This window comes from Bradyrhizobium sp. ISRA442, assembly GCF_038085055.1.
In the GTDB taxonomy this organism is placed as follows: Bacteria; Pseudomonadota; Alphaproteobacteria; order Rhizobiales; family Xanthobacteraceae; genus Bradyrhizobium.
Genome location: NZ_JALGCN010000035.1, coordinates 1 through 13,129, shown reverse-complemented (window position 1 = coordinate 13,129; position 13,129 = coordinate 1). Strand labels below are relative to the sequence as shown.

13 protein-coding genes and 1 tRNA gene are annotated in these 13,129 nt (G+C 65.3%); 3 read left to right on the top strand and 11 right to left on the bottom strand.

Features of this window, described 5'->3' with window-relative positions; genetic code table 11:
* Positions 1–54 precede the first annotated feature (54 nt).
* Complete coding sequence (truA, locus tag MTR72_RS38050) at positions 55–792, top strand: tRNA pseudouridine(38-40) synthase TruA (RefSeq protein ID WP_280967978.1); 738 nt, start codon at positions 55–57, stop codon at positions 790–792.
* Positions 793–949: 157 nt separating this feature from the next.
* Here truA and dapE read toward each other — a convergent pair whose 3' ends face one another.
* From dapE to rpmH, 10 genes are all read right to left on the bottom strand, one after another.
* A complete protein-coding gene (gene dapE / locus MTR72_RS38045; protein WP_280967979.1) occupies positions 950–2,128 on the bottom strand; it encodes a succinyl-diaminopimelate desuccinylase in 1,179 nt (392 codons plus the stop codon).
* 251 nt (positions 2,129–2,379) lie between these two features.
* Positions 2,380–3,225, bottom strand: a complete 846-nt coding sequence (gene dapD, locus MTR72_RS38040; protein WP_280967980.1) for a 2,3,4,5-tetrahydropyridine-2,6-dicarboxylate N-succinyltransferase — start codon at positions 3,223–3,225, stop codon at positions 2,380–2,382.
* Between the two features lie 218 nt (positions 3,226–3,443).
* Positions 3,444–4,133 carry a pyrimidine 5'-nucleotidase gene (locus MTR72_RS38035; protein ID WP_280967981.1) on the bottom strand — a complete coding sequence of 230 codons (690 nt, stop codon included), beginning with the start codon at positions 4,131–4,133 and terminating at the stop codon, positions 3,444–3,446.
* Between the two features lie 225 nt (positions 4,134–4,358).
* Complete coding sequence (locus MTR72_RS38030; protein WP_280970815.1) at positions 4,359–5,345, bottom strand: DUF1036 domain-containing protein; 987 nt, start codon at positions 5,343–5,345, stop codon at positions 4,359–4,361.
* Between the two features lie 215 nt (positions 5,346–5,560).
* Positions 5,561–6,448 carry an acetylglutamate kinase gene (gene argB / locus MTR72_RS38025; RefSeq protein WP_279374515.1) on the bottom strand — a complete coding sequence of 296 codons (888 nt, stop codon included), beginning with the start codon at positions 6,446–6,448 and terminating at the stop codon, positions 5,561–5,563.
* 160 nt (positions 6,449–6,608) lie between these two features.
* Entirely contained in the window at positions 6,609–6,974 is a 366-nt protein-coding gene (locus MTR72_RS38020) for a DUF423 domain-containing protein (protein ID WP_341512179.1), read from the bottom strand.
* On the bottom strand, positions 6,974–7,627 hold the full coding sequence (yihA, locus tag MTR72_RS38015) for a ribosome biogenesis GTP-binding protein YihA/YsxC (protein WP_280967983.1): 654 nt from the start codon (positions 7,625–7,627) through the stop codon (positions 6,974–6,976). The genes MTR72_RS38020 and yihA overlap by 1 nt, the downstream gene beginning before the upstream one ends.
* 109 nt (positions 7,628–7,736) lie before the next feature.
* A complete protein-coding gene (gene yidC, locus MTR72_RS38010) occupies positions 7,737–9,593 on the bottom strand; it encodes a membrane protein insertase YidC (protein ID WP_280967984.1) in 1,857 nt (618 codons plus the stop codon).
* A gap of 16 nt (positions 9,594–9,609) precedes the next feature.
* A complete protein-coding gene (rnpA, locus tag MTR72_RS38005; protein ID WP_280967985.1) occupies positions 9,610–10,020 on the bottom strand; it encodes a ribonuclease P protein component in 411 nt (136 codons plus the stop codon).
* 24 nt (positions 10,021–10,044) lie between these two features.
* Complete coding sequence (rpmH, locus tag MTR72_RS38000; protein ID WP_008542748.1) at positions 10,045–10,179, bottom strand: 50S ribosomal protein L34; 135 nt, start codon at positions 10,177–10,179, stop codon at positions 10,045–10,047.
* 347 nt (positions 10,180–10,526) lie between these two features.
* Between rpmH and MTR72_RS37995 the strand changes: the two genes are divergently transcribed.
* Together MTR72_RS37995 and MTR72_RS37990 are read left to right on the top strand one after the other, a co-directional pair.
* Positions 10,527–12,026, top strand: coding sequence for an ATP-binding protein (locus MTR72_RS37995; protein WP_445819684.1), 1,500 nt, complete (start codon positions 10,527–10,529; stop codon positions 12,024–12,026).
* 298 nt (positions 12,027–12,324) lie between these two features.
* Positions 12,325–12,401: transfer RNA gene (locus tag MTR72_RS37990), tRNA-Arg, on the top strand.
* A gap of 269 nt (positions 12,402–12,670) precedes the next feature.
* Here MTR72_RS37990 and MTR72_RS37985 read toward each other — a convergent pair.
* Positions 12,671–12,820, bottom strand: a complete 150-nt coding sequence (locus MTR72_RS37985) for a hypothetical protein (RefSeq protein ID WP_341512178.1) — start codon at positions 12,818–12,820, stop codon at positions 12,671–12,673.
* Positions 12,821–13,129 lie beyond the last annotated feature (309 nt).

The window sequence follows — 13,129 nt, the reverse complement described above, 5'->3', positions numbered from 1 at the left end:
TGCGGAGTACTGGATCGCCCGCACAAGGCGGACGATGACACCACCCGGATTGAGATGCCCCGCTACAAGCTCACCATCGAATATGACGGCGCGCCGTTCTGCGGCTGGCAGGTGCAGGAGACGCTGCCCTCGGTGCAGGGCGCGCTCGAGAAAGCTGTGAAGGCGATGACCGGCGCGGATGTGCGGGTGCATGGCGCCGGCCGCACCGATGCCGGCGTGCACGCGCTCGGGCAGGTCGCGCATGTCGACATCGAGAAGCCGTTTGCGCCGGACCGCATTCGCGACGGGCTGAATGCGCATCTGCGCCCGAATCCGATCGCCGTGCTCGATGCTGAGATCGTGCCCGAGAGTTTTGAGGCGCGCTTCTCGGCGATCAAGCGCCATTACCGCTACCGCATCGTCAACACCCGCGCCAATCTCGCGCTTGATGTCGGTCACGCCTGGCGCGTGCCGCGCAGGCTCGACACCGATGCGATGCATGGGGCAGCCCAGCGCCTGATCGGCAAGCACGATTTCACGACGTTTCGCGATACCGAATGCCAGGCCAAGTCGCCGGAGAAGACGCTCGATCAGCTCGACGTGCTGCGCGACGGCCGCGAGGTAACGATTCTCACCTCAGCGCGCTCGTTCCTGCACAGCCAGGTTCGTTCGATGGTCGGCTCGCTGGTCTGGGTCGGCGAAGGCCGCTGGACCGCAGACGATCTCTCCGCCGCCCTCGAAGCCCGCAACCGCGCCGCCTGCGGCATCGTCGCCCCGCCGGAGGGGCTGTATCTGGTGCGGGTGGATTACTGACGCGAGGGCGCGCTCTCGCCACACCCACCACTGTCATGCCCCGCGAAGGCGGGGCATCCAGTACGCCGCGGCTTCTCCGTATTCGTCGCAGTCTCTGGAATACTGGATCGCCCGATCAGGTCGGGCGATGACGGCAGAACGTGTGGCGCATCAGAGTTTAAGCGAAATACCGCGCAAGTATCCCGCGATAGACCTTCGTCAGCTTCTCCAGATCCACCACCGGCACGCGCTCGTCGACCTGGTGCATGGTCTGGCCGACCAGGCCGAACTCGATCACCGGGCAGTAGCTCGAGATGAAGCGCGCGTCCGACGTGCCGCCGCTCGTCGATAGCTCGGGCTTGCGCCCCGTCACCTCCTCGATCGCGGCGACGGCGAGGTCGGTGAACGGGCCGGGCTTGGTCACGAACACGTTGGAGTTCGAGGGCTCCCAGACGATGCGGGCGCGGATGCGGTTGCCGCAGGCTTTTGCCAGCCGCGCCTCGACCAGCTCGCGCAGGCTCGCCTGGGTGTGGTTGTCGTTGTAGCGGATGTTGAACTTGGCGCGGGCCTGGCCGGGGATGACGTTGGAGGCGCTGTTCCCGACGTCGACCGAGGTGAATTCGAGATTGGAAGCCTGGAACTGCGCGCTGCCATGGTCGAGCGGCTCGTCGGAGATTGCCACGATCAGCCGCGAGATGTCCGGCACCGGATTGGACGCGCGGTGCGGATAGGCGACATGGCCCTGCACGCCGTCGACGTAGAGCGTGCCGGATTGCGAGCCGCGGCGGCCGACCTTGATGGTGTCGCCGAGCACCTCGACATTGGAGGGTTCGCCGAGCACGCAATGATCGAATTTTTCGCCGCGCTCGGCGGCCCATTTCAACAGCTTGATCGTGCCGTTGATGGAGACGTCTTCCTCGTCGCCGGTGATCAGGAACGAGATCGAGCCCGAGCCTGATTCTTGGCCGTCCGCGCGCGGCTTGCCGCCGTTCGCGGCGAGATGCTCCAGCACCGCGGCAACCGAGCAGGCGATCCCGCCCTTCATGTCGACCGCGCCGCGGCCGTGCAGGAAGCCGTCTTTCACCTCGCCGGAGAACGCACCGACGCTCCAGGCGCTCTCGTCGCCGGGCGGCACCACGTCGGTGTGACCGGCAAAAGTAATGTGCGGACCTTCGGTGCCGATCCGCGCGTAGAGATTGTCGACGTCGGCGGTGCCTGCCTCCGAGAAGGTCACGCGGTGGCAAATGAAGCCGGCCGTCGTGAGCGCTTTTTCAAGAACTCCCAGCGCACCGGCATCGGCCGGGGTTACCGAGGGACAGCGGATGAGATCGCGGGCAATGGAGAGAGCATCGGTCATGTGCTCCGCTTAACATGCATGCTGCCGGGCGGGCTAGAGGCCGCCCGGTGATTGGCGCGATGGAGGGATGGTGGGTTCGATTGAGTGGGCTGGCGCCGCAGTTCACCTCGCCCCGCTTGCTGGGAGAGGTCGGTCGCGAAGCGACCGGGTGAGGGGGACTCTCCGCGAGGGCAACACCCACCGTCTTTGCGGATGTGCCCCTCACCCCAACACTCTCCCCGTAAGAACGGGGAGAGGGAGAGGATCGAGTCTCAATCCCGCAGCAATTCGTTAATGCTGGTCTTGGCGCGGGTGCGCTCGTCGACGCGCTTGACGATCACGGCGCAGGCGGTGCTCGGGCCGATCTGGCCGTTCTTCATCGGCTTGCCGGGAAGGGCGCCAGGCACCACCACCGAATACTCAGGCACTTCGCCAATGAAGACTTCGCCGGTTTCGCGGTCGACGATCTTGGTCGAGGCGCCCAGGAACACGCCCATCGCCAGCACCGCGCCCTTGCGCACGATCACGCCCTCGGCGACCTCCGAGCGCGCGCCGATGAAGCAGTCGTCCTCGACGATGACAGGCTCGGCCTGCAGCGGCTCGAGCACGCCGCCGATGCCGGCGCCGCCGGAGATGTGGACGCGCTTGCCGATCTGCGCGCAGGAGCCGACGGTGGCCCAGGTGTCGACCATGGTGCTCTCATCGACGAAGGCGCCGAGATTGACGAAGGAGGGCATCAGCACGACGTTCTTGGCGATGAAGGCCGAGCGGCGCACCACCGCGCCCGGCACCGCGCGAAAGCCGGCATCGCGAAAGCGGTTCTCGCCCCAGCCTTCGAACTTCGAGGGCACCTTGTCCCACCAGGTCGCCTTGCCCGGGCCGCCGGGAATGACGCCCATGTCGTTGAGGCGGAAGGAGAGCAGCACCGCCTTCTTCAGCCACTGATTGACCTTCCACTTGCCGTCGGTCCCGCGCTCGGCGACGCGCGCCTCGCCCTTGTCCAGGATCTCCAGCGCCTGATCCACGGCCTCGCGGACCTCGCCCTTGGTCGAGGTCGAGATGCCGTCGCGCGCGTCGAAGGCGCTGTTGATGGTGGATTCGAGGGCTTGGAGGGACATCGGGATTTCCTCTCGGGAAGGCAGGGTCTGGCGATGGATTGGGGGGCTTTTTCGGGATTTGGGTGGGAGGAGTCAAGCTTGGTTCGCCGTCATCACCCGCGAAAGCGGGTGATCCAGTACGCCGCGGCGGTCGTGATGAATCGAGACAGCAGTGACTACTGGATACCCCGCCTTCGCGGGGTATGACGCCTCATTGGGGCTTCATCTCCGCTACGGCGTCACCGCGACAGCCTCGCCAAAAACCCCGTCAGGTCGTCGGTGACGTGGTCGACATGGGCGGCGTCCCGGCCCTCCAGTTCCCAGTCTTCGCGCACCACCTCCTGCGTGCCGTCGGGCACCACCAGAACGGTGGTCATGCCGAGCGTGTGCGGGACGGTGAGGTTGCGCGCGAGGTCCTCGAACATCGCGCTGCGGGTCGGATCGACGGCATGGTCTGCGAGAAATTTCCGGTAGGTCTGCGGCGCCGGCTTCGGTTCGAACTCGGCGGCGATGATGTCGAACACGCCGTCGAAATGCGAGACCAGGCCAAGCCGCGCCAGCACCGCGTCGACGTGGTCGACCGAGCCGTTGGTCAGGATCAGCTTGCGTCCCGGCAGCTTCGCGATGGCTTCGCCGAGCGCCGGGTTCGGCTCCAGCGGCGAATGGTCGATCTTGTGGACATAGGCGAGATAGTCGTCGGCGCGCACGCCATGCAGGGTCATCATGCCGCGCATGGTCGTGCCGAAGCGCAGGTAATAGTCCTTCTGGATTTTGCGCGCTTCCTCGGGCGTTACGTTCAGCCAATTGCACACGAACTCCCCAATCCGCGCGTCGACCTGCTGCCATAGGTTGACGTGATGCGGATAGAGCGTGTTGTCGAGATCGAACACCCAGGTGTCGACGTGCGCGAAGGTGCGGGGTTGGTTCATCACAATACTCTATCCGTCCATTGAGGCGGTGGCCCCGCCCTCAATCGTCGTCGCGGCGAAGGCCGGGACCCATAACCCCAGGGAGTGGTTTGGCGAAGACTGACAACCACCATCTCGCATCACAACCAAATCCTGTGGCTATGGGTCCCGGCCTTCGCCGGGACGACGGCGGTGTTTGTGGCGCCAGCGTTCCGATCATTGCAGCAGCGATCATGGCTTCAGCCATCACGGCATCGCAAAGCGCAGCGTCTTGCCGCCGCTCGACATGTCGACCGCAGCAAAGCCCGTGGCAGCAAAGCCGCGTGCGGGACAATCGTTCTGCTCGTGGGTTTCGAACTTGCTGTCGCGCGTGCAGAGCTGCCTGTCGCCGCCCCAGTTGAGCGGGCGGTCCTTCAGCTTGATGGTACGGTTGTCGCCATCGACGGCCTCGGCGAAGCTGAAGAGCTGCTTCGGCTGGCCGGTCACGTCGGGATGCAGGCATTTGCCGGGATCGATGCGATACCAGCCACGGCTCGTCACGGACTTGCCGTCATCGGTGGCGACCGCCGCCATCACCTTGTGGGGCGTGTCATTGCACCAGGTCAGACCGCTTGCCGAGGGCGTCTGCACCGCATCCACCATGGTCTTGAAGAAGTTCGGCGATGACACGATGTCGGACGAAAGCCCGCGGCTCTTCAGGAACGCGGCAAGTGCTCCTTGCGTCTTCGGCCCGTCGACACCGTCGATCGGCGCGGCGTCATAGCCCGCGATCACCAAGAGCCGCTGGATGCCGGCGAGCCGTGCCTGCTCGTCGTCATATTCGGAATCCTCGGCGAGATAGGCGACGAAATTGTCGTCGTCGCCCCGCGTCGGCGTCACTTGCGTGAAGGCGGCTTGGGTCTGACCGCTGCGGCATTGCCGCGCCGCGGCGATGACGAAATTGTCCTGCGCCACGCAGAGCATGTCGCGGCCGTTCTGCGGGATGGGCGAGGTGCCGTAAACGCCGAGGGCGCGGGCGTTGAGCAGGATGCGGTCGGCGGTCAGCGTGCCCTGCACCACCACGCGGCAGGTGGCGGGATCGATTCTGAACCAGCCGCGCGTCGCTGTCGCGGCTTTGTCGTCGATGCCGATCGCGGCCTCCACGACGTAGGACATGCGGTTGCAGATCTTGAGATCGGCGATGGCCGGTGCGGAGGAGAAGAAGAACGAGACGGCTGCGGCCGGTAACGTCATCAGGAAGCGGGTGAAGGCCGAGCGGCGGTGCCGCCTCGCTCTCCGCTCGTCATGGCCGGGCAAAAGCGCGGAGCGCGTCTCAACCGACAAGTCCCGGCCATCCAGGTGCGCCCGCGCGTGCGGAGAGGCGTGGATGCCCGGGTCATTTGAGCGAAGACGCGCTTCGCGCTCTTGCCCGGGCATGACGACCTTTTTCCGCTGCTCGCGTTCCCGCATCACTTATGGATCAGCGTACCCGTGCCCTGATTGGTGAAGAGCTCGAGCAGCACGGCGTGCTGCATCTTGCCGTCGATGATGACGACGCCCTGCACGCCCTGTTCGAGCGCATAGATGCAGGTCTCGACCTTCGGGATCATGCCGCCGGAAATGGTGCCGTCGGCGATCAGCTTGCGCGCGTCCTTCACCGAAAGCTGCGGGATCAGCTTCTTGGACTTGTCGAGCACGCCCGGCACGTCGGTGAGGAGCAGCAGGCGCTTGGCCTTGAGCGCGCCGGCCACGGCACCTGCAAAGGTGTCGGCGTTGACGTTGAAGGTCTGGCCCTCCTTCGAGGTCGCGAGCGGCGCCAGCACCGGGATCAGCTCGTAGCCGATGAGCTGATTGAGCAGCGTCAGGTCGACCTTCTCCGGTTCGCCGACGAAGCCGAGATCGACCACCTTCTCGATGTTGGAGCCGGGATCGATCATGGTGCGCGTCGCCTTGGTGGCGCGAACCATGTTGCCGTCCTTGCCGCAGAGGCCGACGGCCTTGCCGCCGGCTTCGTTGATGTAACCGACGAGCTGCTTGTTGATGGAGCCGGCCAGCACCATCTCGACGATCTCGATGGTCGCGGCATCGGTGATGCGCAGGCCGGCGGCGAACTCCGACTGGATGCCGAGGCGCTTCAGCATGGTCGCGATCTGCGGCCCGCCGCCATGCACCACCACCGGATTGATCGCGGTCTGCTCGAGCAGCACGATGTCGCGGGCAAAGTTCTTCGCAGTCTCCTCGTCGCCCATGGCATGACCGCCATATTTGATGACGATGGTCTCTTCGTCATACTGCTGCATGTGCGGCAGCGCTTCGGACAGGATGCGGGCCTGGTCGAGCGGGGAGATGTCGGTCATGGGCGGATCTCGCTGGCGGGACTGTCGGGCCGCGTTCTATCCGATTGGCGGGGCTGGCGCAAAGCGTTGTGCTCTACCCTCTGGTCTCTAACCGCGGAGACAGACCCCTCATCCGGCGCTGCGCGCCACCTTCTCCCACAAGGGGAGAAGGAAGACGGCGCTAATTCCGCCGCCACACCGCCGCCAGCGTCACCGCCAGCCAGCTCACGATCATCAGCGTCCCGCCCGTCGGCGCGGCGTAGGGAAACAGCGAATGGCCGGCGTATTGGCGCAAGCTGAGGTCGCCGGCGAACAGCGTCGCCGCGATCACGAAGCCGAACGCGGCGGTAAGGCCAATTCCGCCGTGCAGAAGTCCGCGTGCGAGCAGTGCGACTGAGGCGAGTATGGCGGTTGCATGAAACAGCAGCATGGCGCTCGCGGAGGCGAGCCGGCCGGCATCGGCGCCGTGGGCGGACGCGGCCGCCAGCGCCACGCCGGCGGCGCCCATCAGGCCGGCAAGCCCGATCAGCACGCGCAAGGCTGCCATCACGAGCCCCGCTCGTCCAGGAGCCGCGCCATCGCGGCACGCAGCTCCGCCATGCCGGCCGAGCTGCGCGAGGAGGTGGCAAGCACGTTCGGGAAGGCGGCCGGGTGTTTGGTCAGCGCGGCTTCGGTCTCGGCGATACGCGCGGCAAGCTCGGAGGCCTTCACCTGGTCGGCCTTGGTCAGCACGATCTGGTAGCTGACGGCCGAGCGGTCGAGCGTCTTCAGGATCTCGAGATCGACGTCTTTCAGCCCGTGCCGCGCATCGATCAGCACGTAGACGCGCGCGAGGCTGGCGCGCCCGAGCAGGAATTTGTGGATCAGGCCGGTCCAGGACGCGACCTGCGTCTTCGGCGCCTTGGCGTAGCCATAGCCGGGCATGTCGACGAGCCGCAGGTCGGACCTTCCCGGGACTTCGAAGAAGATCAGCTCCTGCGTGCGGCCCGGCGTATGCGAGGTGCGCGCGAGGTTGTTGCGGCCGGTCAGCGCGTTGATCAAGCTCGACTTGCCGACATTGGAGCGACCGGCAAAGGCGATCTCCAGCCCCGCCATCGGTGGCAGCGTCGCAATCGAGGGCGAGGCCCAGATGAACTGCCAGTCGCGGGCGAACAGCTTTCGCCCGGCTTCGATCAGCTTCGCATCTTTATCGTCGTTCATGCGAAGGCTCGCTGTTTCCTCACGTCATTGCGAGCGAAGCGAGGCAATCCAGACTCTCTCCGCGGAAACAGTCTGGATTGCTTCGTCGCTTCGCTCCTCGCAATGACGGTTACGTCGCCTTCCTTGCGAACGTCGCCTTGAGATTGTCGAACAGCTCCACCTTCACGCCGTTGCGGCGCATGATGAAGCTCTGCTGGACCACCGAGAGCGTGTTGTTCCAGGCCCAGTAGATCACGAGGCCCGCCGGGAAGCCCGCCAGCATGAAGGTGAAGATCAGCGGCATCCAGTTGAAGATGATCTGCTGCGTCGGATCCGGCGGCGTCGGGTTCAGCTTCATCTGGAACCACATCGTGATGCCCATGATGATCGGCCAGATGCCGAGCGCGAGATAATGGCCGAACACCGGGATCGTGGTCGGATCGAATGGGATCAAGCCGAACAGGGTAAACAGGTTGGTCGGATCGGGCGCCGAGAGATCCTTGATCCAGCCGTAGAACGGCGCGTGCCGCATCTCGATGGTGACGAACAACACCTTGTAGAGCGAGAAGAACACCGGGATCTGGATCACTACGGGAAGACAGCCGGCGACCGGGTTGATCTTCTCCTTGCGGTAGATCTCCATCATCTCCTGCTGCTGCTTCACCTTGTCGTCGGGATAGCGCTCCTTGAGCGCCTGAAGCTGCGGCTGGATCGACTTCATCTTCGCCATCGAGGCGTAGGACTTGTTCGCCAGCGGGAAGAACAGCAGCTTCACGATCACGGTGACAAGCAGGATCGAGATGCCGAAATTGCCGAAGAAGCGGTAGAAGAAGTCGAGGCCGAGGAACATCGGCTTGGTGATGAAGTAGAACCAGCCCCAGTCGATCAAGAGATCGAAGTGGTTGAGGCCGAGCTCCCTGTTGTAGCCGCCGAGGCCCGCCAGTGGGAAGTTGATGCCGACGACACCGGCTTCCTTGGCGCCCGCGAACAGCCGCGCCTTCGCCGTCGCCGTGCCGCCGATCGCAACGGTGACGGGATCGAGCAGATAGTCGGTCTGGTAGGTGTGTACGTTGCCGGTGGGGTTCGACGAGAAGCGCGCCTGAAGCTGCGCGCTGGTGTCGGGCAACAGCGCCGAGGCCCAATACTTGTCGGTGATGCCGAGCCAGCCATTGGTGGCCTTGAAATTCACCTGCTTGGCTTCGTCGATCTTCTTGTAGGCATATTCCTGCAGGCCGTGCTCGCCGAGATAGCCGATCAGGCCTTCATGCAGGATGTAGTAGCCCGAGACCTGCGGCGTGCCGTGGCGCGAGATCAGCGCGAACGGATAGAGCGTGACCGGCGCGTTGCCGACATTGCTCACCTCGTCCTTGACCGTGAAGAGATAGTGGTCGTCGACCGAGATGGTCCGGCGGAAGGTGAGCCCCTCGCCATTGTCCCATTTCAGCGTCACCGGCGTCGACGGCGTCAGGTTGCCGCTGCCGTCCTGCTGCCAGACGGTCTGGGCGTCTGGCATCTTCGCCGTCACGCCCGTCGCTGCTACCCAGCCGAACTCCGCGTAATAGGGTTCGGCCGTGCCGGAAGGAGAATAGAGGATGATCGGCGGCGATTTCGGGTCGACCGTCTCGCGGTACTGCACCAGCGCGAGGTCGTCGATGCGGCCGCCCTTCAGCGAGATCGAGCCGGCAAGCCGCGGTGTGTCGATCTTCACGCGCGGAGCCGCGGCAATCGCGGTCTCGCGGCTGACGGCCGGCTGCGCCTGCTGGCTTGCACCTGGCGTCGCGGCGGGCTGTGGCGCGTTGCCCGACTGCGGCGTGGCGCCCGGCGTCGGAGAGGCCGCCGGCTGGGGCGCGTTCTTCTGCAACTCGGCCTGCACCTGCTGCTGGGCGCGCTGCTTCTCCATCTGCGGCACGTTGTAGAAATACTGCCAGGCGATCAGCACCAGGCCGGACAGAATGACGGCGAGAATGGTGTTGCGGTTGTCGGTCATCTCTTGTGTCTCGTCATCAATCCGGTTTGCGGCTGGTCGCGGAGGACGGGGCGGGCTTCACGCCGCGTCCCTTCGACGGTCCCTTCGGCAGTCCCTTGGGCGCCTGCCGCGCGGGCTTCCTGAACGCGGCGCGGAGGTCGTCGAGCATCGTCGCGAAGTCGCGCGTGAGCGCCTCCCTTCGGCCGACTAGTACATAGTCATGATGGGGGAGCATTGACACCGGCTCGAGCCGCTTCACCAATTCGCGAAGCCTGCGCCGAATGCGATTGCGCTCGGTGGCGGTGCCGTTCTTCTTGGTAACGGTAAAGCCGACCCGGATCGGGCCGCTGTCATCACGGCGACGGCTTTGCAGGATGAACGCGCTGGCGTTCACCCGCGCGCTATTGGCAACGGCGAGGAAATCCGCCCGCTGCCTCAGCCGTTCCATGATGAAATCCCAAAAGGGTCCGGCTCAGGCGCTCAGACGCTTGCGGCCGCGGGCGCGGCGGGCGGCGAGGACCTTGCGGCCGCCGGCGGTGGCGAGACGGGCGCGGAAGCCGTGACGGCGCTTGCGCACCAGTTTGCTGGGTTGATAAGTCCGCTTCACGGGTTGTTCTCCGCTGACCGGGCAATTTGCCTGTAGAATTGATGGTAAAGTCCGGAAGATGCGGCCCAAAGCGGCCCTTTCCGGCCCCAAGAGAGCCGCTCCCGACCAAGCCGGGTCATCGCGGACAATTCGGCGCGGCTTATATGCGAGCGCCTCCTTTTCGTCAACGCCGCAGGTAGGCGCAGGTCGAGTGAATATCGCTGTTTCGGCGGTGTTTTTAACCGAAGAGGTAGCGACTCGCGGCTTCCGGGCTTACATCCGACCCCGGGAGATTAGCGATCCGTAATTTGACCGGGGCTGGCAGCGGACCGCATTCTTCACAAGCGAAGGCAGTGAGGGCGAATTTCGTGGCAGCGACAGACCTCCAGCCGACCCAGGAGATGGATCAGCCGGACCGGCCGGCGCCGCGGCCGCGTGAGCCGCGCCGGCTCGGCTTGTCCGGCAAGCTGCTGGTGCTGACCGTTCCCCTGGTGATGATCGCGGCCAGCCTGCTCTACGTGCCGGCGATCGCGAATTTCTGGGTCAACCGCCTGAACGACCGTGTCGCCGCAGCCAACACCGCAGCTCTCGTGCTCGACGCGGCGCCGCTCGGCATGGTTCCCGATTCGCTGTCGCGGCAGATCCTGAAAAGCATCAATGCGCGCGCGGTCGCGATCAAGATGGGCCAGCAGCGCCGGCTGCTCGCCAGCGACAACCTGCCGGCCGCGATCGAGCACGACATCGACCTGCGCGACATGACGGCGTGGCAGGCGATCACCGGCTCGTTCGAGATGATGCTGGAGACCGGCAACCAGGCCATCCGCATCGTCGGCCCCGGCGTGGGCAATGCCCAGTTCATCGAAATCGTCACCGACGAGCAGCCGCTGCGGCAATCGATGTACCGCTTCTCCCGCAATGTCGTGGTGGTCGCGCTGATCATCGCGGCCCTGACCGCGGGCCTGGTCTACCTCGCGCTCCACTATCTCTTCGTGCGGCCGATGCGGCGGCTCACCGCGAGCCTGGTCGGTTTCCACGAGAATCCCGAGAGCTCGGCGCGCATCATCGTGCCGAGTCAGCGCGGCGACGAGATCGGGGTGGCCGAGCGCGAGCTGTCGGACATGCAGCGCGACCTGATGTCGATGCTGCATCAGAAGAGCCGGCTCGCGGCCCTCGGCCTTGCCGTCTCCAAGATCAACCACGACCTGCGCAATCTGCTCGCTTCGGCGCAGCTTTTGTCGGACCAGCTCGCCAGCGTGCCCGATCCGCGGGTGCAACGCTTTGCGCCGAAGCTCGTGCGCTCGCTCGAGCGCGCCATCGCCTTCTGCCAGTCGACGCTGTCCTACGGCCGCGCTCAGGAGGCCGCGCCCGACCGCCGCATGATCCTGATCGAGCCGGTGGTCGCCGAGGTGCGCGAGACCGCGGGCCTCGTCACTGACGCATCAATCGCCTGGGTTGCCGCGATCGAGCGTGGGCTCGCGATCGATGCCGATCCCGATCAGCTCTTCCGCGTGCTGCTGAATCTCGTGCGCAATGCCGCCCAGGCACTGGAGACCCATTCGTCCGGCGACGGTGGCGTGCAGCAGATCCGGATCACCGGCAAGCGCGAAGGCGCGGTCGCGATCCTGGAAGTCTCCGACACCGGCCCGGGCGTGCCCGAAAAGACCCGGGAGCACCTGTTCGAGGCGTTCCAGACGTCGGGGCGCCCCGGCGGCAGCGGTCTCGGTCTTGCGATCGCCGCCGAGCTCGTCCGCGCCCATGGCGGCGACATTCATCTGGTCGAAGGCACCATCGGCGCCACCTTCCGGATCGTCATCCCCGACCGCCCCGTGGAACTCCTCTCCATCCGCAACGAGCGGGCGAGGGCGTAAGGCTAGGCCAGCGGCCGAGTGCTTTCCCAGTTGTCATTTTGGAGTTCGCATACTCCACACGTGTCATTCCGGGGCGCGACGAAGTCGCGAGCCCGGAGCCTGCCATCGGGCCGGCCGAAGGCCGGACCCGATGGGGCCATCCCGGAATGACCAGGAGGAGGCGGAAAATGCCCCAAATACCCTCATCCCGGACCTTGCCAACCGAGGAAAGAGCGGTTAGTCAGAGCGCTCTTTCGCACCGCTTCCGGCTCCGTCCGGAAGATGCGGGCCATGCCCGCAATCGCTGTTTGCGAAACACGCGCCCGTAGCTCAGCTGGATAGAGCATCAGACTACGAATCTGAGGGTCGGACGTTCGAATCGTTCCGGGCGCGCCATTTCGGTACAAAACTGGGCACTCCAAAACCTGCCGTTTTTGCGCCGGACGCGGCGACGAGAGTGCGCAAGAGCACGCTTTTCGATCCCATGATGCGAACTTCCTTCGCGTCCACTTCGACGCTCTGGGCCAGCGCACGGAGGTGGTCGCGCCGGTAGCCGCCCGCCTCGGTTCGCATCCGCCTACGGGCCTAGCCGGCGAAGGTTTTGAGTGCCTGGGGTGTGATTGCTCGGCCCAGCCCGATCAAGCGCGCCCTTGGCCCGCTCTGCGTCAGGCGCGGGCCTGATCGCGGATGGACTTCAACTCGGTCACGCGCTCTTTGAGCAGCGGATCGGAGACGTCGGCGACCCCATTTTCGATGGCGTCGTACAGCCGCTTGAGCGCGATCGCGCAGAGCAGGCCATGGACGCATGGAAGCAAAAGAGCGGGGCCAGCGGAGCGCAGTCAAGGCCCGCAAGCCGGCGGAGCCGGTCGCGCGAAGCGCTTGACGGCGCTCCGTTGGTCCGGCAGTGGCCTCCCATGCGATCATGGCCGGACATCCCGCCGAGCACGCGCAACAAGACGCCATGCTGCGAACGATGGCGCTCGGAACGTTGATTTTGAATGCCTTCTCGGTTCGAGCGGCACCAGGCCACTTCATGCGGTGCCGCTGCAGTCCTATCCAAAACTATGTGCAGACAGACACTTACGACCCCCGACGGCACGGAGCGACACCGTCGCTTTTATCTA